The organism is Cysteiniphilum halobium, assembly GCF_003574425.1.
In the GTDB taxonomy this organism is placed as follows: domain Bacteria; phylum Pseudomonadota; class Gammaproteobacteria; order Francisellales; family Francisellaceae; genus Caedibacter; species Caedibacter halobius.
On sequence record NZ_KZ984540.1, the window covers coordinates 40977 to 61890 of the forward strand.

At 37.0% G+C, this 20914-nt stretch carries 21 protein-coding genes; 11 read left to right on the forward strand and 10 right to left on the reverse strand.

Annotated elements, in window-relative coordinates; all coding sequences use genetic code 11:
* Window positions 1-16: 16 nt before the first annotated feature.
* The 7 genes from DNK85_RS00475 (at window position 17) to DNK85_RS00505 (ending at window position 6778) form a co-directional block, all read left to right on the forward strand.
* Window positions 17-604, forward strand: a complete 588-nt coding sequence (locus DNK85_RS00475; protein WP_119327627.1) for a hypothetical protein — start codon at window positions 17-19, stop codon at window positions 602-604.
* 57 nt (window positions 605-661) lie between these two features.
* Window positions 662-1495, forward strand: a complete 834-nt coding sequence (locus DNK85_RS00480; protein ID WP_162896441.1) for a type II secretion system protein — start codon at window positions 662-664, stop codon at window positions 1493-1495.
* Between the two features lie 33 nt (window positions 1496-1528).
* The gene (locus DNK85_RS00485) at window positions 1529-1927 is read left to right on the forward strand and encodes a hypothetical protein (protein WP_119327629.1); all 399 of its coding nucleotides are present in this window, start codon (window positions 1529-1531) and stop codon (window positions 1925-1927) included.
* Between the two features lie 59 nt (window positions 1928-1986).
* Window positions 1987-2496 carry a prepilin peptidase gene (locus tag DNK85_RS12330; protein WP_407919656.1) on the forward strand — a complete coding sequence of 170 codons (510 nt, stop codon included), beginning with the start codon at window positions 1987-1989 and terminating at the stop codon, window positions 2494-2496.
* A 318-nt stretch (window positions 2497-2814) separates the two neighbouring features.
* Window positions 2815-3768 carry a peptidoglycan DD-metalloendopeptidase family protein gene (locus DNK85_RS00495; protein WP_119327631.1) on the forward strand — a complete coding sequence of 318 codons (954 nt, stop codon included), beginning with the start codon at window positions 2815-2817 and terminating at the stop codon, window positions 3766-3768.
* Window positions 3765-5114, forward strand: coding sequence for a hypothetical protein (locus tag DNK85_RS00500; protein WP_119327632.1), 1350 nt, complete (start codon window positions 3765-3767; stop codon window positions 5112-5114). Before DNK85_RS00495 ends, DNK85_RS00500 begins: the two co-directional genes overlap by 4 nt.
* A gap of 140 nt (window positions 5115-5254) precedes the next feature.
* Window positions 5255-6778 (forward strand): hypothetical protein, encoded by a 1524-nt coding sequence (locus DNK85_RS00505; RefSeq protein WP_119327633.1) that lies wholly within the window; start codon window positions 5255-5257, stop codon window positions 6776-6778.
* A gap of 83 nt (window positions 6779-6861) precedes the next feature.
* Here the strand turns inward: DNK85_RS00505 and DNK85_RS00510 are convergent, their stop codons facing one another.
* The gene (locus tag DNK85_RS00510) at window positions 6862-7695 is read right to left on the reverse strand and encodes a hypothetical protein (RefSeq protein WP_119327634.1); all 834 of its coding nucleotides are present in this window, start codon (window positions 7693-7695) and stop codon (window positions 6862-6864) included.
* A 627-nt stretch (window positions 7696-8322) separates the two neighbouring features.
* Between DNK85_RS00510 and DNK85_RS00515 the strand changes: the two genes are divergently transcribed.
* From DNK85_RS00515 to DNK85_RS00525, 3 genes are all read left to right on the forward strand, one after another.
* Complete coding sequence (locus tag DNK85_RS00515; RefSeq protein ID WP_119327635.1) at window positions 8323-8985, forward strand: O-methyltransferase; 663 nt, start codon at window positions 8323-8325, stop codon at window positions 8983-8985.
* A gap of 44 nt (window positions 8986-9029) precedes the next feature.
* A complete protein-coding gene (locus tag DNK85_RS00520) occupies window positions 9030-9542 on the forward strand; it encodes a C40 family peptidase (RefSeq protein WP_119327636.1) in 513 nt (170 codons plus the stop codon).
* Window positions 9543-9827: 285 nt separating this feature from the next.
* Complete coding sequence (locus tag DNK85_RS00525; RefSeq protein ID WP_119327637.1) at window positions 9828-10433, forward strand: short chain dehydrogenase; 606 nt, start codon at window positions 9828-9830, stop codon at window positions 10431-10433.
* On the opposite strand, the gene DNK85_RS00530 is transcribed toward DNK85_RS00525, so the two are convergent.
* The 5 genes from DNK85_RS00530 to csrA form a co-directional block, all read right to left on the reverse strand.
* A complete protein-coding gene (locus tag DNK85_RS00530) occupies window positions 10430-12532 on the reverse strand; it encodes an ABC transporter permease (RefSeq protein WP_162896442.1) in 2103 nt (700 codons plus the stop codon). The two genes, DNK85_RS00525 and DNK85_RS00530, sit on opposite strands and share 4 nt — an antisense overlap.
* On the reverse strand, window positions 12501-13397 hold the full coding sequence (locus DNK85_RS00535) for an efflux RND transporter periplasmic adaptor subunit (RefSeq protein WP_119327639.1): 897 nt from the start codon (window positions 13395-13397) through the stop codon (window positions 12501-12503). The genes DNK85_RS00530 and DNK85_RS00535 overlap by 32 nt, the downstream gene beginning before the upstream one ends.
* On the reverse strand, window positions 13378-14694 hold the full coding sequence (locus DNK85_RS00540; RefSeq protein ID WP_119327640.1) for a TolC family protein: 1317 nt from the start codon (window positions 14692-14694) through the stop codon (window positions 13378-13380). The genes DNK85_RS00535 and DNK85_RS00540 overlap by 20 nt, the downstream gene beginning before the upstream one ends.
* A gap of 7 nt (window positions 14695-14701) precedes the next feature.
* A complete protein-coding gene (locus tag DNK85_RS00545; RefSeq protein ID WP_119327641.1) occupies window positions 14702-15139 on the reverse strand; it encodes a LysM peptidoglycan-binding domain-containing protein in 438 nt (145 codons plus the stop codon).
* 133 nt (window positions 15140-15272) lie between these two features.
* On the reverse strand, window positions 15273-15458 hold the full coding sequence (gene csrA, locus DNK85_RS00550) for a carbon storage regulator CsrA (protein ID WP_117001530.1): 186 nt from the start codon (window positions 15456-15458) through the stop codon (window positions 15273-15275).
* A 294-nt stretch (window positions 15459-15752) separates the two neighbouring features.
* Between csrA and DNK85_RS00555 the strand changes: the two genes are divergently transcribed.
* On the forward strand, window positions 15753-17840 hold the full coding sequence (locus DNK85_RS00555) for a RelA/SpoT family protein (protein WP_119327642.1): 2088 nt from the start codon (window positions 15753-15755) through the stop codon (window positions 17838-17840).
* Between the two features lie 4 nt (window positions 17841-17844).
* Here the strand turns inward: DNK85_RS00555 and DNK85_RS00560 are convergent, their stop codons facing one another.
* Genes DNK85_RS00560 through ispF form a run of 4 tightly spaced genes read right to left on the reverse strand, consistent with a single transcriptional unit; the run spans window position 17845 to window position 20902 of the window.
* Window positions 17845-19041 carry an NAD(P)-binding protein gene (locus DNK85_RS00560; protein WP_119327643.1) on the reverse strand — a complete coding sequence of 399 codons (1197 nt, stop codon included), beginning with the start codon at window positions 19039-19041 and terminating at the stop codon, window positions 17845-17847.
* Window positions 19042-19056: 15 nt separating this feature from the next.
* On the reverse strand, window positions 19057-20037 hold the full coding sequence (gene truD / locus DNK85_RS00565) for a tRNA pseudouridine(13) synthase TruD (RefSeq protein WP_119327644.1): 981 nt from the start codon (window positions 20035-20037) through the stop codon (window positions 19057-19059).
* Window positions 20034-20411, reverse strand: a complete 378-nt coding sequence (locus DNK85_RS00570) for a ZapG family protein (protein WP_119327645.1) — start codon at window positions 20409-20411, stop codon at window positions 20034-20036. Before DNK85_RS00570 ends, truD begins: the two co-directional genes overlap by 4 nt.
* A gap of 8 nt (window positions 20412-20419) precedes the next feature.
* Window positions 20420-20902 (reverse strand): 2-C-methyl-D-erythritol 2,4-cyclodiphosphate synthase, encoded by a 483-nt coding sequence (gene ispF, locus DNK85_RS00575; RefSeq protein WP_119327646.1) that lies wholly within the window; start codon window positions 20900-20902, stop codon window positions 20420-20422.
* Window positions 20903-20914: the final 12 nt, after the last annotated feature.

Sequence of the window (20914 nt, forward strand, 5' to 3'; positions counted from 1 at the left end):
ATATTGAGATGTTTATATGTTGCTGCAACCAAAACTACAGTATCAACATGGACTTACCATAGTTGAATGTTTACTTGTTATAATTATTGCTTTTCTTGTACTTACCAGTGGTTTTGGATGGATTGAATCTTTGCGAAGAGACATCATAATTTCAAACGAAATATCACAACTTGATTATGCTATTGTACAGGCTTTAGAGGGGGTAAATGCCTATTACCATAACTGTATTATTAATGGGGGTTCTGCTAGACATTGTTTATCTAAGGCTACAATGAGCACCATTAATTCTTTGCAGACGGGTGGCTATATAACAGATAAAACTGAACAAATATTGCAGCTGCATTTTCCAGATAAAACACAAGGCACTACTAAAAAGCCTATATACCACTTTAAGACTAAAAATATTCAAAAAGCGCCACAAGAATTGATTAATTTCTATATTGAGGTAGATAATCTCAAGTTGATTAATATTAATAGATCAGTGATTTACCTATGTAACACAATGAGAGATTGCCAGCTGAAAACAGCACCTGGTAGGGCAACTAAATATGATATTGATAAAAATAAAATTATTTATACCAACCAATTAAATGCGTACCTATAGCAAGTAGCTTAAGTTCTGATAAATATTTAAGTAAGTATAAAGATAAAGGGGAGAGAGGTGAGAAACAAACTAAGACAGCATGGGATGAGTCTCGTGGAGATGCTACTGGTCATTGTTATTGGGGGATTATTAATTGTTATCTTTTTTAGCTTTATCAATAAAGCGCGTTCATTTTCACAAGAACAAAGCTCAGTTACTGAGATTAATCAGCTATTTGTTGCCGTGAAAAATTATGCTCAGTCAAAAAGTGGGACGCTACCAAAAATTGATTTCACTCAGAAGATGGAAGCTGAAAAATTTATTACAAAAGATCAGACATATGGCCGCTATTGGTCTTTGGTGTCAATGAAAGGCGATAGTGGACATAAGGGACAAGTCGATATTTCGTTCTGTGTCGATAAAACGCATCAGACTGGTATTTTAAGCGGAGTCCCACAGTCACATATAGATAATAGAGTTGACTGTAGTAAAACAGTTAAGAGTTGGATCGGGATGACAGCAGCTTATGTGATATCTACCCAAGCTAATAATGATAGGACTAAACTCTATCCTATTTCTCTTGATTCTACGAATTACGCTCCACAAGAACAAAAGATAGACATAAAAAACTTACCAGGCGCATGCACTCCTGATCAAGTACAGTTTATGGTGTTGATTTCACAAGTTAATCTTGGTGGATTACCGATTACAGCACTATATCCTACTGTAACGATAACTTCTGCGGGTGGCAAATGTCCTACTTCAGGATCATGTGTGGTATCTCCTAGCTTGCAATATATGATTATGGGGACAAATGGCTTATGTAAAGTTGGGCCAACTAATCCGTGTCCCTCAATGGGATCAAAAAAATTTCAAATATCAGGCGCTATTATGGCTTTTTGTCCCAAATAAAGTCAGCGAGTGTTTATGTCGATGGTGAAATATATGAAATATCAATTTAGTTTAGCCTTATTTATTATTTGTGCGTTGCTATTATCTGTTTTTGATCAGGTGCTAGGGGATACGATCTATTCGATAGCATCTCCAAGTCAGTCCAGTTGTGCTAAGGCTGTATTAGATAATAAACCAAGCGATATTGATTATTTTGGTGCGCAGTATCACAAAACTCCACATTTAGTGTCTTATCCTCAGACTCAATTTAACTTTCAGGGTATTAATGATCATATATCTTCTGGTAATTTAATCAAAAACTGTATTATGACAGAGTTTTTTATGAACCCACACTTTAATTCAGATGGCACATTATCGACAACGAAGTACGAACCTACGCAAGTGGTATGCCAAGATGAGATAGTTAGCTTATCAAGTGCAAACTGCCATTAGGAAATTATATGTTAAGCTTATTGGTCTGCTATATTTTTTACGTGTTAAGTGGCTCTTTGATGGTCTTTGCTTCACGGATTAAGTATCTATTGTTAGGTCAAATGAATGGGTTTGAATATTTATTTAGTCCATCGCGTTGTCCAAAATGTAAAAAGACAATTAAGCCATATTATATCTTGCCGATTGTTGGCTATTTTTTGACACTTGGAAGGTGTAAATCTTGTCAGTGCAAAATAGCTTTTGACTATGTGCTGGTTGAAGCAGTCTTTACGTTATCTGCATTTTTAGTTGTTATTGATTATGGTGTTTGTAGTTATAGTATTATTTTGGCTATAGCACTTTATTTCTTTTGCTTGCTGTGTGCTATTATGGCCTTGTGCGTTATTGATTCCTTGATTTTTAAGCGACAACTTTTTATAAGCTATATCTCATTTTATCTATTTTTAAATCTTGGTTTTTTTTATGCGATTATATGCGTAAGTATTTTTTATTTATTATCCATTAAGAGTAGAGACGCTTTTAATGCCACTACTGATCAAATTTATTCAAGAGAGAGACAGTTATGCTAATATCAAGCAAGAAAATTATAAGACATATATTATTGGCGAGTAGTGGATGTATGCTCATGGTATCGTTTGGCTTTTGTGTTACATACTCAATAGCTGAGCCAAATACATCTTCACATTTTGCCTGTCAGGAGACAGAAGTTTCACCTCAGCACGACGCAGGTAAGATTCCAGATCTTAATTTCAGTAAATGCAAGTCACCAGACGAATTTATATCAAGTATAACATATAGTTTGGCTGATGATAGTTACTCTTATATATGCTCAACGATGAGCTGTGATCCTCAAGCGTACAAAACACCTTAAAAATAGGAGCTTTATAATGTTAAGACAAATTGCATGTTTTTTGAGTGTGGCATTTTTAAATGTGCCTATTTTATTGTTTGCAAATGTTCAATCGATAGATGATGTCAGTACCGATATGGATAGACTTCAAGCAATTTCAACGTTATCAAGTCAAATGTATCAACAAGCAAATGCCCACTATGCTTATGCTAAGTATCCTTCAAGGCATTCTAAGCTACAGAGTTATACCGTTGTTGCTGGAGATACATTAAGCAAGATAGCAGCAAGGTTTGGCACGGATGTTGATACGTTGGCGATGCAAAATAATATTACGAATATTAATCGTATTATGGTTGGTCAATCACTGCAAATTCCTCAAGGAAATTTAGATTCAGATCAGCAATTACAAGTCTCTGATAAATCATTAAATGCATCAGGCGCAGTAGATGCAAACTCGACGATTGTGCAGCCATCTAATGCACATCTTGCCAAGCCCAGTACAGCAGTCGTTGTTGCAAAAGTGTCAAACCCAGTAAAAGAGCAAGATAACCCTAATAAAATAGCGCAACTACCTAAGCCAATTGCTCATGCGCGCACTAGGGCGTTTAGAAGCAATCGTCAGTGGCTTCTACCGGTTAAAGGCATTAAAGCAGTTGAAGTATCTGCGCATTCAAAAGAAAGTCTAATTGCAACAAATAATGCCAATACAGAGGTATATGCTGTAGCACAAGGTAAAGTTATTTATGCAGGAGTCGGTCTGGCTAAACTTGGCAAAATGGTCATTGTTCAAAATGCGGATCATCATTTATCAGCATATAATTATCTGAGTGCTATTGATGTCGACGAAGGTCAAGAAATTCACGCAGGAGAAGTTATTGGTACAACAGGACGGATGATTAATCATCAGTATGGACTTGGTTTCCAAATCCGTGATGCGCAAGATCATACTGAAAATTTATGCGCAGTATGGGGAGGTGCATTTTGTTCTTGAGGTTTTTTATTGCTATTTTATTTTGTATCTCTTTACAAAATTTAAGTTACTCTTATAGATATTTAACTTTCACAGGTGAATCAGTTTTAGATGCAACGGCGTTTTCTAATTGTCATTTGATGGAGGTTGGTAGTAATCCCAGCCCTTTAAACTCTAATAATGTTAATGTTCTTAAAAAACTTGAGATGCAGCCGATCTATGACACTGGTAGTCCAGGGTTTTATACGCTTTCAGCCACTGCTAGAGATACTAGTTATATGTACTCTTTTATATCTTCTTCTGCAAATAATGAATATCTCTGCTTAATTATGGATAGTAATCAAACAAAATTATCATTTGGGGGTTCAGGTTTTTATTGGGTAGGATCTGACGCTAATCAAACTGGAGTGTATACCCTTTATACATATCAAATCATATCTTTCCATATTTCTATTGATGGTTTGAAAAGTGATGGAAAGTCATACTGGGCACATGCGTCCAGTTCCTCAGGTGCTGGAGATTATGAAGGCTTTGCTGTTAGTAAAGCTACTAATTATAATAGTGGGCTCCCACTTCCAATTCCGTATACTGGGAATACCATTCTTTATTCGACGAAAAAGCATAGGTCTGGCGCTTTTGCCACCTCTGACTTTAACAATGTGTTAAACAAATTATCTAGCGGGGCTATTCATAATAGTAGTTTACTAAATCTTGAGTTAAAGAGTTACGTAGGAGCTTTGCCGTCTTCCAGTTCAGGGGGCTATCATCAAGATGTAGAATTTAGTGTTATATTTAAACCTGATCCAATCCTATCAATGGAGTCAAAATTTACAACACAGGTTGACTTTAGTAGTGGTACTACGGTAGTTTCGAGGGGTGGCAAGTATGCGGCATATCCTGTAGTAAAGGCTCAAAATTTCTCCACAACATCACCACCTCCTAAAACCGTTCCAAAAGGTTATGTGGTCTACTATAAAAACAAGTTTGATATCACAAATAGAGATAAGCAGTTATCCAAGAATATTAAGAATATTACATTGAATTTTAATTTTACTCATGACGAATTGAATTTCTATAAACATAACTATGTATGTTTAGTAACTCTAACAGAAATATTAACAATAAAAGGGAGTCCAATAGAAACACAATTTATTGCCAAAGGTAAAAAATATGATCCGACGACAAGTCCACAAGTTTTTTTTAAAACGCTTGGTGGGAATCCTATATGTGAAAATGCCTATGATTGTCAGATAAAAACTGAGTTAACATGCCATCTTAGTAACATGCCTTCTACAATAACAAAATATGATAGCAAAGCTGTTTCAATGATCGATTTATATCAAGGTGTTTATGATGCAGAGAATTGATTTATTAAGTATAATAGAAATAAATTCAACCTGATTGTATTAAATTTATTTATCACATTTATATTTCTTGTATTACAATAAAAATGTAGTTTTATAACTACAATGTTGGAATTATATCAATCTATAAAAGGGGGATTTAAATGAGGAAAAAAATATCAGCATCAATACTTAGTGTATTGCTCGGTGGAACTGTTGCAATGGCTAATGCCAGCTGCCCACAAGGCGAATCACAGCTTATTGTTAATTACAATGCACATCTGCGATCCGGACTTCTGTATTCAACTTATGGTATTGGTCAGCCACTAATACGATTACCACGGCAAAATGCTTCATTTCTTAACACGCACTATAAGTGGTTAAGTCATTCAAAAAAACAGTGGTCGATATGTTTGCTAAATAATAATAACGAGATTCAGTATGTCTTTAATGGGGCAACTAATCAGCTACATTATTATATGTTCCCAAATAATGTAACAACAATTAATATTGAAACAAAAGGGTGGTTTGGTCTTAGTACAAAAGCAGTTTTAGCGAGTGATCAAAGTCTTGATACAATTAAGCTGAATGTTAGCTCTTTAAGTCAAATCAATGCTGATTTTATTAATCAACAAGTCGAAGAGTCTGGTTATAAGGCAGGACATCCAGTTAAAGTAGAGTTTACGCTTACGCAGAGCGAATCTAGAAATAGTAGCCTTACAATTCCAACATTCTCACAGTTAAAATATCCTGTTATAGATATTGCCATTCAAGGTGAGACAAATAATCATCAGAATCAAACAACAATAACAGATAATATCAACACAGATCAGGCAGTTATTGTCAACCCGGGCAATGCACCTAAAGTTGAGATTAATAATCTAAACTTTACGACAAATGTAGCTAGATCAGTTGCTTTGGAAGCAGATATGGGTGGGCACATTGATGTCAATCATGCAAGTTTTTCAGGTTTTAGCAATACATTATTAGCAAAGAATAAAGTAAAGAATGAAGCAGGTAAATTCGCTCTTGGGCTATCCTCGCATATAGCAGCTAAAAACTCGACTTTTATCTTGTCATCCGTTGATCAGAATTCTAAAGTTGTTCTTGCATCTTCAGATTCAGGTAAGTTGGCGTTTGGTAGTATTATCACGCTTGAAAACCCTGAAATTACGGTTGATAGTGTGAATAGAAGTCCTAATATTACGTTGTTGGATTCATCAAACTTAGGCATAGCTGCGTTGAATATTGATGCTAGAACCAATACCTTGACGGATCCTAGTTATCATTATTTGCAAAACAATTCGCATATATCGATTCAGTCATTCTTGTTTTCTGTAGAAAATGGAGGCGTAGTTGCTATTAGGGATCACAGTTTGTTAAATGCAGTTGCTAATAAGCTTCCTGCTAAACTTAAGCCTTTTGTTAACCCAAGAGATCCAGATGGCGAGTATAATAAGTTTATCTCAGCGAATACTAAGGATAAAACAGATTTGCAAACGGGGCATATCCTCTCTGCTAATGGGGTTGGCTCTTTTGCGGTTCTTGATACCAATGATACAGTGGCTTCAAATGAATTTAAGCTTGCTGTTGACGGAACCGTCAGTCGTAAGCACGGCGGTATTGCTGCTATCAATCCAATTAGAAAAATTATTGCTGCAGCTATAAAGACATTCTTAGGTGTATAGTAGCTATTACCTATCTTAAGTCATTTTGTGGTGTTTAGTGTCGAAGATCGTTATACCGCTTGTAAATATTGCGGTTATTTGTCTTAGAATTGCTGAACACCAGCAACTTGCCATAAATGCTCACCATCTTTGCGCGCAAAATGCCAGATTTCTTCAAAGTTTTGCCAGTCGCTGTGAGCATCTTCTTTAACCTGTCCTACGAACATAACACTTGCAATATATTGATTTGCTTGGCGATCACAACTAATCACTTTGCAGTTAAGATCTTTAAATTGCGCTAATTCATCGTTGTGTTCGATATCATTTAATACGCTGTGATAGAGATCTTCAGTGATATAACTTCGAATCTTCTCAAGGCCTTCTTTGTTATTTAAGGCTTGGAGTTGGTTAAACAAGTTTAATGCTTGGTGATTAAAGACTGTCTCAGGTGTTCCATCAGCTAATTGGCCGTTGATAATGCCATTGTTTGGCTGTGTTGATTGATTGTGCTCAGCTGAGGTTTCTTGTGCATTAGTAGTAAAGGCATTGGCAGCAGTATGCAGTGGTGATGCTTGATTATGTGAAGCATTATTATGACTGTTGTTTTGCATTTGTTGTTGCATGGCTTTTCTACGCATCAAGAAAACACATAGTGCGATCAATGCAATCACGATTAGCAATCCTGTCATACCATGCGCGCTAAAAAGCCAAGCAAAAAGTGCACCAAGCCCCAGAGCGGTTAAAATCTTGCCAAAGGTTCCCATGCCACCTTTTTTCTGAGCAGTGTTACCAGCAGCAGTACTATTGTGTGTTTGTGTAGGTGCTGAGCGACTATAGCCATGGCTTGCACCACCACCAAAACGCTTCGCTTCAGCTAACTGAAAGCCTGACATCGCTAACAGCATAAATGAAAATATCACACCAATTTTTTTAAGCATCGTATCGTATCCTTTGGTTGCTAAATGAAATCTCGCCAATCATAACGAAAAGCTGCCGTAGAAACTAGGTTCTGTAAAACGAAACGCTTTTTATGTATTATTATTTCCTAAACTTACCATCCATGGTTGTAGACTGCCTGCATCCTACATGACGTCGACAAACCATAATGCATCAGGAAGGCAAACGTTCAAGCTATATGCGACAAGGGTTAAATAAAAAAATAGGGCATTTTTATATTCATAATAATTATTTAACTTATAAAAATAATTTATTCGTATAGGGTTTTGTTTTGTAATATAATTACTTGCAAGACACAAACGGCTTAAAATAGTTTACCTTGCCCCAGGAGAAATAAGCTATTTTAGGTGCTTAAAAATAGCATACCCCCAAAATGCATATTGATTGACAAGGAAAATAAAGCAAGGGTTTGTGTCTACCAATAAACCCATTCAAAGCTGTTTTGCACAGCTCTATAGCTAACTTGATTCTTTAGTTATCCTAAGCCAAGAAGGTGCTAGCTGCTAAGAATTAAACATCCTTTACACTGTGCTAAGAAGTGATAAACTTAACCGGGTTAATGTATTGTCTAGGTCGTGGACAAATAACTACCGGAGGAAATAAAAAATATGAGTTTATCAACATTGCTGAAAAGCGAAGAACTGTATAAGTACATTTTAGATAACACGTTAAAGTTATCGTCTATTCAAGATAACATGTTAGATCAGGCAAGAAATGATGATAATGCTGAAATGATTACAGCACCAGATCAACTTCAATTTTTACAAATGCTAATGAAAATGATTGGTGCCAAAAAAGTGATAGAGGTTGGTGTTTTCAGAGGTGTTGGTACTTTAGCTTTAGCTTTGGCATTGCCAGAGGATGGTAAAATATACGCCTGTGATGTCGATGATAGTAATTTAGAAGCATATAAAAAGTATTGGATTGAAGCGAAAGTAGATCATAAGGTTCAACTAGAAATAGCGCCAGCAATTAAAACTTTGTATAAACTCATAGATGACGGTCATAGTGATAGCTTTGATTTTGTTTATATTGATGCGGATAAAAGTGAGTATTATGAGTATTACAACCTAAGCTATAAACTAATTAGAAAAGGTGGTTTAATTGTACTGGACAATATGCTAAGAAATGGAAAAGTGATTGATCCAGAAGTTAATAGACCGAGCATAGAAGCAACCAGGAAAATGAATGCATATATTAAATCGGATGCAAGAGTTGAATCTATTTTAACACCGATAGGGGATGGTGTAACTATAGCAAGGAAACTTTAAAGCGCTGCCAAGCGATTAATGGATAACATAACAAGGATTTCGTCATGGCTATTATTCATATCTACTTTGGTCGTAGATATCACCCACTAAGTTATGGTATACGTTGGGTGACACGTTCACATTTTTCACATGTTGAGTTGCGAATTGATGATGATTGCTATAGTAGTAATGGTTCATTAGGTGTTTACAAGCGCAGTTATGAAGACCTGCGCAAATCCCAAGACATGCTAGAAACATGGCGCACGGAAATCAGCGATACACAAAAAAGTAATCTTACCAACTTCCTAAATAGTCAGCTTGGCAAGAAGTATGACTATTCATCAGCTTTAGGACTTGGGTTGTGGCGCCGTGATTGGATGGATGATCATGATAAATGGTTTTGCTCTGAACTTATTGATGCGGCGTTTAAGGTGGCAGAGTCACCATTGACTAATCGTGATTTTGCATCGCATCGTTTAACTCCAAATGATTTAAGAACCTCTCTGGCAATTAAACGCATAAAGCGAGAGAAAAATATTCATAACAAAAACTGGTGGCAGAAATTGAAGTTCTTTTAATGCAAGAGTTTACTTGTATTGGGAAATTTTTATAGATGCGCAAAGAAAGGGCTATCAAAAAAATAAATCAATAATTATAATGATAATGTTTGATTATGAAATGCGATTGAGTTTCTCCCAAAAGGGCTAATTGCTTCCTGAGCTTAAGTCGAAGGGTGCGCTAATAAATTCGACACGTATAGTGACTTCGACTTATGCTCAGCCAGCGACCACTGATGTTGATAGAGATGTCGATAGATAGAAAAGTTGTTATAACCTAATGATGTAATTTAAGAGGACATATTTATGAAAAAAGTAATTGTTGTTGGTGCCACTGGTACCATTGGACAAAGCGTGTGTGACACATTACAAAGCCACAACTATGAGATCATTAGAGTATCGCGCTCTGGTGATATTCAGGTTGATATTGCAGATCTTGGCTCGATCAAAGCGATGTATGACAAGATTGGTACATTTGATGCTTTAGTATCAAGCACGGGCAAGGTGACCTTTAAGCTATTAGCCGAAATGACGGAAGCAGATTTTATGCTTGGGCTTCATAACAAGCTAATGGGGCAAGTCAATTTAGTGCAGGAAGGTTTAAAATGCATTAATGATAATGGTTCATTTACACTAACGACAGGGATTTTAAACTGTGAACCCATTGCCCTTGGTGCCTCTGCAGCGATGGTTAATGCAGCGCTTGAAGGTTATATCAAAGCCGCAAGTTTAGAGCTACGTCAGCAGGTGCGCATCAACGCCGTAAGTCCAACTGTCATTACTGAGGCATTACCATCTTATGGCCCTTTCTTTCCTGGTTTTAAATCAGTATCTGCAAGTGACGCTGCCCAAGCTTATTTAAGATCAATTGCTGGCATTGAGACAGGTCAAGTTTTTAAAGTGGGTTTTTAGTGATTTAGACATTTAACAACATCTAAAGATGCAGCTTTACGTGCAGGTAGCAAGCCACTTAATACCCCCAAACTGACGACAGAGATAAATGCCAGTAATACCGCAAATGGTGAAATAAACCAGATAAACTGGATCTCTTGCACGAATTTCGATGCGATATATAAGATTAATTCATAACTGCCAACACCTAGAATAAAGCCGATAATACCACCACTTAAACACAGCAGAATCGCTTCAACAAGATAGCTCCAAAAAATCGTACGATCACCTGCACCTATGGCTTTTAATAAGCCAATTTCATATAAGTTTTCAGAAATTGATGCCAGCATCATATTGGTAATGCCAATACCGGCGACAATAAGAGATACGATTGAGATTACAGCAAGCATTAAGGTGAAGATATTTAAAAATGTTTGAATATTATGCAAAAGATCAATATCAGGTGACACCATAAAGGTGCCACTATTGCCATATTTGCTTGTGAAGTAATTTTTAAGCGCATCACTGACTGGAATCACAGAACTCACATCATCAACACTAAAATAAAATTGTGCTAAAAAGCTCCAGTTTACCTTTTGTAAATACGTAAAAGGTAAGAGAATTTGCATATTGATATTATTCCAAGCGTCACTGCTTGCACTTGATTTTTCCTTTAGCACGCCAATGACAAAACAGGTATAACTGCCGTCATAATTACCGATTTGAATGACATTACCAATCGCGCTTTGCGTGGGAAAAAGCGCACGATTAATATCATGACCAATAATACAGACATTATCTGCATTTTGAATATCCAACGCCGAGAAATTATGGCCTTGTGCTAACGGTGTATTAACAATAGGCAGAAAATATGTGTTAACGCCTTGAATCGGAATCTGGTTTTGATGCACTTTGTTACTATTAAAAACCACACTGGTGGCATAGCTGCTGATTGAAGGCGACAACATTGTGATCTGTGGGAAAATGCGTTTAATCGGTGTCAAATCATCTTTAACCGATAATTGGCTAAATGCTGAGTTGCTATGATCTGATGCTGATTGCATCCAGTTCTTATAGGCATAAAACAACACGGTTTTTGCACCTAATTTGTCATAAGATGCTAAAATTTTATCTTTGGCATATTGGCCAAGCGTCATCATGACAATAATTGAAGCAACACCAATAATCACACCCAAAGCAGTCAACAGTGTTTGACCTTTTTTGATCATCAATGTGCGACATGCTAATACAAAAAGCATGATTAAAGCATGTGTATAACTGGTGCTTGATGTTGGCTTTTGCTGGATTTCTCTATTTTGCTTATCTTCTTTATTTTCCTTATTTTCCTTATTTTCCTGCATATGTTGCTTTGCAGAAGAGTTTTTCTCCTTGTTTTTTTTAATATCCGCAAGTACTCTACCATCTTTAATCTCAATGGTGCGTGGTGCAAATTCAGCAATTTCTTTATCATGCGTTACTAAAATAATTGTTTTACCACATTGATTAAGCTTAGTGAGCAGTGCCATAATATTTTGTGTATTATGACTATCCAGATTTCCTGTGGGTTCATCAGCAAGAATAATATCAGCGTTACGCATCAAGGCTCTGGCAATTGCTACACGCTGTTGTTCACCGCCTGATAATTCTTTAGGGTAATGATCCAAGCGATGTGCAATACCCACCTCTTTGGCAATATCATGCGCTTTTTGTCTTAAGGCTTTTCGATCATACTCAATATTAATCGGGTAGTTCATCGGTAATAGGATATTATCAAGCACATTAAGCTTAGGTAGCAGGTGAAATTGCTGAAAGACAAAACCAATATGTTTAGCACGTATTTGTGCCAGTTTACGACTATCAGCATGGGCTAGTGATGCATCATGAATTTTGATATTACCCGATTCAAATGTAAGCATCGCACCCAATAAATGTAGCAAGGTTGATTTTCCCGAGCCTGATGCGCCAACAATAGCAACAAATTCACCTTGTCGAATATTGATATTAATATCATATAATACAGGTGTTGATTTCATCGCAGCATGATAGCTAAAACTCAGTTGACTTACCTCATATGCCAAGCGCATATAGCTATACTCCACTGAAGTAATCGATTGGTTCAACTTGATCTCCTATTGCTAAACCATTTGTAATTTCAACATCTTGTGTAGTTTGTATCCCTAAACTAACCTTGCGCATCTTACCATTGGAAAGTTTGACATAATCATGTCCATCTTTAATGCGAATATACTGCTTGGGAAGTGCAATGACATCTTGCTTTTCATTAATATAAATATCACAAATAACACTCATTCCCGGTAAAAGCTTAGCATTCTTTGTCGTAATAAGCACTTTAATTGGATAGGTTGTCTGTTCAGTTGAATTATTAAACGATGCACCTGAGTTGTTGGATGAAGGTGCTAAGGCAACACTGGTAATAACGCCAGTAAAACGGATATTATTACTAGCTGAGGCTTTGATCATTACTTTTAAGCCTTTTTTCATTTGCAATATGTTTGATTCGGTAATATCTGCAGTTACATAAAGCTTAGATAAATCATCCACTTTAAGAATAAAATCACTACTTTGTGTGCCGCCTGAACCTTGGGTGACATACTCACCTTCAGACTTTTTGATATATACCACTGTCCCGGCATAGGGCGCTCTAATCGGGTAGACTTTCTCAGGCGATTGTAGTGAGCTGACAATACTGACAAGTGGGTCGCCTTGAACAACGTGTTGACCAAGGTGGACATAGATCTTTTGGATATAACCAGCATAGGGTGCTGCTACTACCGTTTCTTTATTGGCGCTAACAACTCCTGAGGCGGATATTTTATTTACCAGCGTTTTTTTGCTGACTGTATAAGGTACATCTGTTGTTACCAGTCGATGACTTTCCTTAGGAGAAAAATAATAATAAAACACATAGCCAATAGCAATCGCAACAATAATAATCACCAGCCATTTAATGATTTTTAAAAACATAACGCTCAATGTCCCCTTTGTAGAAATGATATTGATAGGTATCAGTTAATAACTGCGCATAGAGATTAAGCATCGTCTGTTCAGCTGTTTGTAAGCTACTTAATGCATTGATTAAATCAAGATAGGATTGTCTGCCGGCTTGAAAATTACGCTTCACCGAGGCATAGCTTTCTTTAGCATACTTTTGTAGTTCAATTGCCGTTGGCAGTGTCTCATATTGATTTTTAAAGTCGCTTAATAAATCTGCCAGCATTTTTTGCACATCCAGCATATTGCTTTGGTTACTGTATTGATTTTTAAGCTTGGTTTCTTCAGCAATGACAATATTGCGATTTAAAGTGCCGCCATCAAATAGGTTGAAACTTAAGGTTAACGTCGCACTCCAGCTAAACTCTTTGCGTGCACCAATGCCACCAAAAAGGCCATTTTGTGGATAGGGGTTTTGATAACCACCATTGATCGATAATGCGGTATTTGGCCAGTAATTACGTTTTGCTTGATTGATACTCCAATCATCTTTTTGTTGTTGCAATTGCAATAGTTTGTATTGATAGAAATACTGTTGAGAAAAGGGAGTTAATGCTTTAGGAATATCTTTTAAATCCTGAAGTGCTAATATGCTAAAATTGAGATCTTGAGGGTTAAAAGCACTAATACCCATGCTCTTTAATAACTTCTGTTTGGCAACTTTTAGGTTTTGCTTTTGTTGCTTTAAGGTAATCTCAGTACTTAATAGCTGGGTTTTTAAATTCAATTCATCTGATCGTGACTTAAGTCCTTGTTTATATAAGGTGTTGGCAGTTAGATATTGTGTTTGATATTGCTGATAAAGTATCTCTTGCAATTTAAGGTTATGTACACTGAGTGAGTATTGAATAAAATTTGTAGCAACTTCTTGAATCAACTGATCTTTGGTATAGCGATAGTTTAGTTGATCGATGGCTGTTTGAATCTTGGCCTGGTAATAGTTGGTAATTTTGATCCCATTTTGACTAAAATCTTCTGATAATTCCAAGCCAAATGTATTGCTGGTATTAAAGCTTGTGCTATTTACTGCGCTATATGTCGTATCATTTGCTGTTGATGAGCTAACTAAATCAAGCTTTGGAAAAAAGGCAGCAAATGTATTTTCTTTTTGCAAAGTGCTGATATTAAGCTGTAATTGCTGTGATTTTAATCTTGGTGCGTGTTCAATGGCATACTGTACTGCCTGCTGTAAACTAAGGTTTTGACAAAAGCCTAAGGAGACACTCGCACTTATTGTGCATAGTGCAAGATACTTTAGACATTGACGCATGGTAAGCTTAGCAATCAGTTGGTTTTGGAATGATGAGATTTTGCCCTGCCGCTAAGCGATTAGGATCTTTTATGTTGTTGGCTTTAGCAAGACAGGTCAGACTAATGTTATTTCTACGTGCGATGCTATATAGACTATCGCCAATCTCTACCTTATAGGTCGTTGGCTGATTATGCTCGACAACGCGAGCAATTGTTGATGTTTTTTGAGTGTTTGTTTGATGTGCTTTTGCAACTACTTTTACCGTCTTTGCATTTGCTGATGGAACACTTGTTTGAGATGTTTTAGTTACCTTTGCTAAGGAAGGAGCGTTAGCGACAGAAGCAGGTTTTGACGGCGGTGATGTTGTTATATTAGTAGTAGCAGTTTCACTTTTACTGTCAAGTTGCGCACAACCAGATAATAACAACATACTTATTGCGATAATATAAAGTTTCTTTTGCATAACTGACTTCCCCCTTTTGATGGTATTTCATCAGTTTAGCTATAAAACATAAGTACTGCAAAATATTTACGTCTGAATGAGTAACAAAATTTTGCCAGTTGAATTGAGCATTTTTTACAAATATGGTTATGTATTATTCCATATCGCCTAATGAGTGCTCACCTTTGATACGTACAAAGATTTCTTCACGATGTACTGACACCTCTTTAGGTGCATTTATGCCTAAACGAACTTGATTTCCTTTGACGCCTAAAACAGTGACTGTTACTTCGTCCCCAATCATGACAGTCTCGCCAATTTTTCTTGTTAAAATTAACATGTTAAAGTTACTCCTTATTATATCGCTTTATCTTCCAAAGCTGATTAAACCTATACCAACCGTTTGCAAAGCACATGCACAACCCCAAGCTTAAAATGCTTTTAGTCCTTGCAAAAAGTATAGACTTAAAATATTTATATGCATCTAAAAACTGGGTAATTCTAAACAAATAAATATTTTTTACCAGGATTTTATGCATTTAAATTGAAATTGGCTAGTTTTGCCACAGCAGCAGTATGGCTTTAGGTAAATTATCGTTATACTGAAATCATTATTAAAAAGCACTTATGCCAGATGTTTTTATTTTATAAGTTGAATAAGATTATTCACAGTTACCTAAATGATCAGCAGCGTGCTTTGGTGGCAGATGCTTTTTTGTTTGGTGCTGATGCGCATGAGTTGCAAGTTAGAAGCTCAGGAGAGCCATATTTTACCCATCCGGTGGCGGTAGCTTGTGTTTTGGCGGGCATGAGACTTGATTGTGAAACAGTGATTGCCGCCCTTTTGCATGATACGATTGAAGATACTGAAACTTCATCAGAGATTATAGCCAGGCGCTATGGTGAGAAAACCGCGCAATTAGTCGAGGGTGTTACTAAGTTAAGCAAGATAGAAACACACTCAAAAGCAGAGTTGCAAGCTGAAAACTTCCGTAAAATGGTCTTGGCAATGGTACAGGATATTCGCGTGATTCTGATTAAGCTTGCCGATCGGCTGCATAATATGACAACGCTTGCACCATTAAGACCAGATAAGCGGCGGCGGATTGCATTAGAGACTTTAGAGATTTATGCTCCTATTGCCCACAGGCTGGGGATGCATCATATTAAAAATTCATTTGAAGAGCTAGCATTTGAAGCGATGTATCCTTATCGCTATAAAACGCTTAAAACAAAAGTATTACATGCGCAAAAGCATCGCGATCGGTTATTTCGTAAAATTATGGAGAGATTACAGCATCACTTGGCTGAGTTTTTAGAAAGTGAACAGCTGGTTTCAGGGCGTAAGAAACGGCTATATAGCATTTATCGCAAGATGCGTGATAAAGAGATGTCATTTTCTGAGATTATGGATATCTATGCCTATAAAGTTATTGCGCCAACACGACGCGATTGTTATATGATTTTAGGTGCGATTCATGAGATTTTTCGCCCTATTCCTGGGCGTTTCAAGGACTATATTGCCACACCGAAAGCAAATGGTTATCAGTCTTTGCACACCACAGTTTTTGGTCCCTATGGTGTGCCCATTGAAGTGCAGATTAAAACCAAAATGATGGATGACACAGCAGAGAAAGGGGTTGCCGCACATTGGATTTATAAGGCGAAGTCATTAAGTCATGATAATGCTCAAAAATGGCTAGAGAAACTCTCTGATTTGCAGCAACACGTTACTAAATCAACGGATTTTGTTGAAAGTGTTAAGCTTGATTTATTCCCTGATGAGGTTTATGTTTTCACACCAAATGGCGAGATTATTGAACTGCCAAAAAGTGCAACTTGCGTTGACTTTGCTTATCATATTCATACGGATATTGGTAATCATTGTATTGCTGCGAAGGTGAATCGCAGGATCACACCACTTAGCTATGTATTAACGCATGGTGATACCGTTGAAATTATTACCTCACCAAATGCACACCCAAACCCTGCCTGGCTTGAGTTTATTAAAACAGCGCGCGCCAAACATGCGATTAAATATGCTTTAAAGCGCCATGAACATGAAGAGTTTGTACATATTGGGCAGCAGATTCTAACGCAAGCGCTACTTAAAAATCACATGGATTTTTCGACCATTTCAGCAGAGCTATTACAAGAGGCATTAGTTGAATTTAATTTCCCGTGCATTGCCGAGCTGCATGCCGCTATTGGACAGGCGCATTTCTCAGCGAACACCTTTGTACGGTTTGTTGAACAAAAACAACAATTAGAAAGTAAGGGCTATGATTCACAGCGGAAGTTACTGATTGATGATAGTTATCTTCGTCAATTGGCAAGTTGCTGTACGCCAATCCCTGAAGACCCAATTACCGGTGTTTTGGTTTCTGATAAAGGGTTGATGATTCATCGAATCAAATGTAATGAGTTATTGAAGCTTAAAAAAACGCATGAAATTATTGAAACGCAATGGGCAAAAGACTGCACGGGTTATTATCCAGTGAAGTTGCGTATTAGTTTGCAAAATGTGCAAGGCGCAATTGCCAAAGTCACAGCTAATATCTCACGGCACGATGCGCAAATTTTAAGCTTTAATATCCTTGAGTCTGATGCACAATATGGTATCGTGCAGACGATGCTTGAAGTGAAAGATCGTGTGCACTTGGCGCGCGTGATTCGCGGATTAAAACATTTAAAAATATGTCTTAAAATTGAGCGCTTTTAATTTTTTAATGAAGGATCCTTTTGACTTCGTCAAAAGAGCGTTTGACACAATCCTCAACTGCCAAGCGGGTAAAGTAGTTGCCGGTTAGTGCTAAGCTATTATCTTTTATCAGTTCATTATTAAGCCCATCAATAAAATCTTGATGTTGTGATTGATAACACGGTAGGTTATTGTCTTTGTGCTTTATATCAATCAGTGCATCTTTGGGAATATTAAGTTTTGATAAAAACATATCAATTAATTGTTGGTAGGGTGTATCTGTGTTTTTAAAGTGTACCGTCATACCACGATATTTCTCATGTGTTAGTGTGTCACGTGTTACCATTGAAAAGAAATCTTGTTTAATACCAATTAGGCCATTGATGGGTTTGATATGTTTGATTTTGTCTTTATCAAAGACTAAACCAGTTGTTGTTAGCTTGGAAATACCAGGTTGATGTTTAATACGCGCAAGTGGGTGATTTGTTTGTGCAAGCAACTGATGGCTAATATGCCACGGTGTTGCCAAAACCAGCTTATCTGCGGTGAGCACACCATCATCAGTGGTGATGCACCATCTATCATTTTGTTTTGTAATGGCTTTCACAGCAGTTGATAAGTTGATTTGAGTATTTTTAGTATTTACCTTTGTAAATAGCGTTGACATGCCACGGTCAAAGGTGAAGCTGCGTGGCAGGCTTTTGTCTTTGCTACGGGTTTTAAAAAGGAAATCAGCTGGAAAATTTTGGCTATTTTGACAAAGTACGGCATCAAAGCAATAACGTAGGGTTTTTTGATAGTTGTTACGCCCAAAAACAAAGCTAAAATATTGTTCAATCGTGCGATTTCCCGCCTTGCTCAATTTAAATAGTGATAACCCAAACCCCATACGAATAAGATTAAGTTTACTTAAAACACTCGCAATTTGGTTTTGTGATGTTAGTAGTTTAAAAGGGTGTTTCTCGCGCTTTTGCAAATGACTTAATAGCCCATTATCATGACAAAAGCTAATCAAATGCTGGTAAGAGTTATAAATGGTATGTGTGCCTAGCTCAAGCCAGAAATCGCGTGTTTTTGGACTGTGGTACGTTTCAATACAGCCGCCTAACTTGTGGCTTTGTTCAAGGATAATGCTTTTATATCCTTGAAGTGCTGCAAAGTGTGCAAAACTGACACCTGAGATGCCTCCTCCTATGATAGCAATGGGATAATTCTCTGGCATGATCAATACTCCCTGTTATGCAGATAATGCTTGTACTAATGCGGTTGCGTATGTCCCTGTACCTAAACTAAAGGTAAGTGTTAAGGTGTTCTCTGGTGCATTATGCGTGTAATTTAAATTTTGTGCATAAGCATAGATGCTGCGAAATTGCATATGACTATGCACTGTCAAGTAATCGATAAATTTACTATGTGCTTGCGTGAATTGTTGATATTGGCGTAATGCTTCATCACGAAAGAATAGCTTTTGCTTTTTGCCAATTAAGGGTGCGGCAATACTTAAGTCTTTGGATTCAATACGTTGTTGGATTTCACTTTGATTTTCAGCAGTTACCTGAAATACGCTATTGCCATTGCTAAACCCTACAATATCACCGATTAGCGCTATTTGATCTGTATCGTTTTGTTGGCGAAATTCAACATAAGTGTTAAATAAAAAGCTGCGCATAACCGATAATAAAAAACCATGATCTTTAGGGTTAAGTGTGATTTTGCCATCAATAACATCATGCGCTTGTTGTAGGTTATCATGGCCAAAACGCTGCTCGCCAAAGAGATTAATAAAGCCATGTTGCGCGATATGCTTAACTCTTGGCTCTATCTTTGAAAACGGTAATGTTAAGTCGCGCAAAACAAGGGTGAAATGATTGGCTTTGTGACTGCCAATTTTGAGTTTCTTGTTGTGTCTGTTAGTGCGCAAAATTTTGCAGTTTGCTAAATCAAAGTGATCAAAATTGATCTTAGTTTTTCCAGGATAATATAAGGAAAACCACTGTCGGGTGATTGCGTGTTTATCTTTTAAACCACTGTAACCAATATCGCGCTGTTTAAGATTCGTATATTGTGACAAAGCACGGATAATATCTTTCGTGTTTAAGCCATTCTTCTCGACAAAAAGCCAGATATGTTCTCCTTCACCCGTTAAATCAAAGTCAAAGACTTCCTCAACGAGAAAGTCTTCATTGTATGTTTTGAGTCTGCCAACAGATTGACTCATTGTTTTTCTTCGCCTTTAGAGTTCTCGGAAGCATAATCTTTAGGGTACTGTGGTTCATTGTTTAGTTGATGGCTTTTTTCTTTATCACGATAGGCTTTAGGTTGTAAAAGAGACTGTCTTGATGGATCAAGATTGAGCTTAACACTATATTCTTGAGAGTGTTTTTGCAACTCAGAGAATTGCTGATAGATATTTTCCATGATTTCATGTGTTTTATGCACATGCTCGTTAATAGTGTTCTGATAGTGGGTAAGTAATTTCTTAGTTTCCTCTAATTCAGTCGTGAGATTTTTGCTACTTTTACGTACACTTAATCCAATAACAAGACCAATAATGAAAGCGGCGATAATGCCTAAAATGAATGAAATAAGCATATTTACTCCTAGTTTTGATAAATAAGGCTAATCGCGTGGCAGGCGATACCTTCTTTTCTGCCGGTAAACCCAAGCTTTTCAGTCGTAGTTGCCTTGATGTTAACTTGATTTAATTCAAGCTGCAACAGTGTTGCAATGCATTGACGCATTGCAAGAATATAAGGGGCAATCTTTGGCACTTGGGCGATAACAGTTACGTCAATATTAGCAATGTGATAGCCCAGTGCTTGGATGCCGTGTTGCGCGTGCACTAAAAAATCTTTGCTTGCTTGATTTTTATGTTTGGGGTCTGTGTCAGGGAAGTGCTGACCAATATCACCTAAGGCACCAGCACCAAGGAGTGAGTCAGTAATTGCATGTAAAATTACATCACCATCGGAGTGTGCCTCAAGACAAAAGGGTGCATTAACCTCAATTCCACCGAGCATTAATGGTTTATTCTCAGTGGAGATGCGGTGCACATCATAGCCATGACCAATACGAAACATCATGCATCTTTTGTA

Coding starts and splice junctions, on each gene's coding strand:
- DNK85_RS00475 (WP_119327627.1), top strand. CDS start 17: ATGTTGCTGCAACCAAAACTACAGTATCAACATGGACTTACCATAGTT.
- DNK85_RS00485 (WP_119327629.1), top strand. CDS start 1,529: ATGAAATATCAATTTAGTTTAGCCTTATTTATTATTTGTGCGTTGCTA.
- DNK85_RS12330 (WP_407919656.1), top strand. CDS start 1,987: ATGGTCTTTGCTTCACGGATTAAGTATCTATTGTTAGGTCAAATGAAT.
- DNK85_RS00495 (WP_119327631.1), top strand. CDS start 2,815: ATGTTAAGACAAATTGCATGTTTTTTGAGTGTGGCATTTTTAAATGTG.
- DNK85_RS00505 (WP_119327633.1), top strand. CDS start 5,255: ATGAGGAAAAAAATATCAGCATCAATACTTAGTGTATTGCTCGGTGGA.
- DNK85_RS00510 (WP_119327634.1), bottom strand. CDS start 7,695: ATGCTTAAAAAAATTGGTGTGATATTTTCATTTATGCTGTTAGCGATG.
- DNK85_RS00515 (WP_119327635.1), top strand. CDS start 8,323: ATGAGTTTATCAACATTGCTGAAAAGCGAAGAACTGTATAAGTACATT.
- DNK85_RS00520 (WP_119327636.1), top strand. CDS start 9,030: ATGGCTATTATTCATATCTACTTTGGTCGTAGATATCACCCACTAAGT.
- DNK85_RS00525 (WP_119327637.1), top strand. CDS start 9,828: ATGAAAAAAGTAATTGTTGTTGGTGCCACTGGTACCATTGGACAAAGC.
- DNK85_RS00535 (WP_119327639.1), bottom strand. CDS start 13,397: ATGTTTTTAAAAATCATTAAATGGCTGGTGATTATTATTGTTGCGATT.
- DNK85_RS00540 (WP_119327640.1), bottom strand. CDS start 14,694: ATGCGTCAATGTCTAAAGTATCTTGCACTATGCACAATAAGTGCGAGT.
- DNK85_RS00545 (WP_119327641.1), bottom strand. CDS start 15,139: ATGCAAAAGAAACTTTATATTATCGCAATAAGTATGTTGTTATTATCT.
- csrA (WP_117001530.1), bottom strand. CDS start 15,458: ATGTTAATTTTAACAAGAAAAATTGGCGAGACTGTCATGATTGGGGAC.
- DNK85_RS00555 (WP_119327642.1), top strand. CDS start 15,753: ATGTTTTTATTTTATAAGTTGAATAAGATTATTCACAGTTACCTAAAT.
- DNK85_RS00560 (WP_119327643.1), bottom strand. CDS start 19,041: ATGCCAGAGAATTATCCCATTGCTATCATAGGAGGAGGCATCTCAGGT.
- truD (WP_119327644.1), bottom strand. CDS start 20,037: ATGAGTCAATCTGTTGGCAGACTCAAAACATACAATGAAGACTTTCTC.
- DNK85_RS00570 (WP_119327645.1), bottom strand. CDS start 20,411: ATGCTTATTTCATTCATTTTAGGCATTATCGCCGCTTTCATTATTGGT.
- ispF (WP_119327646.1), bottom strand. CDS start 20,902: ATGATGTTTCGTATTGGTCATGGCTATGATGTGCACCGCATCTCCACT.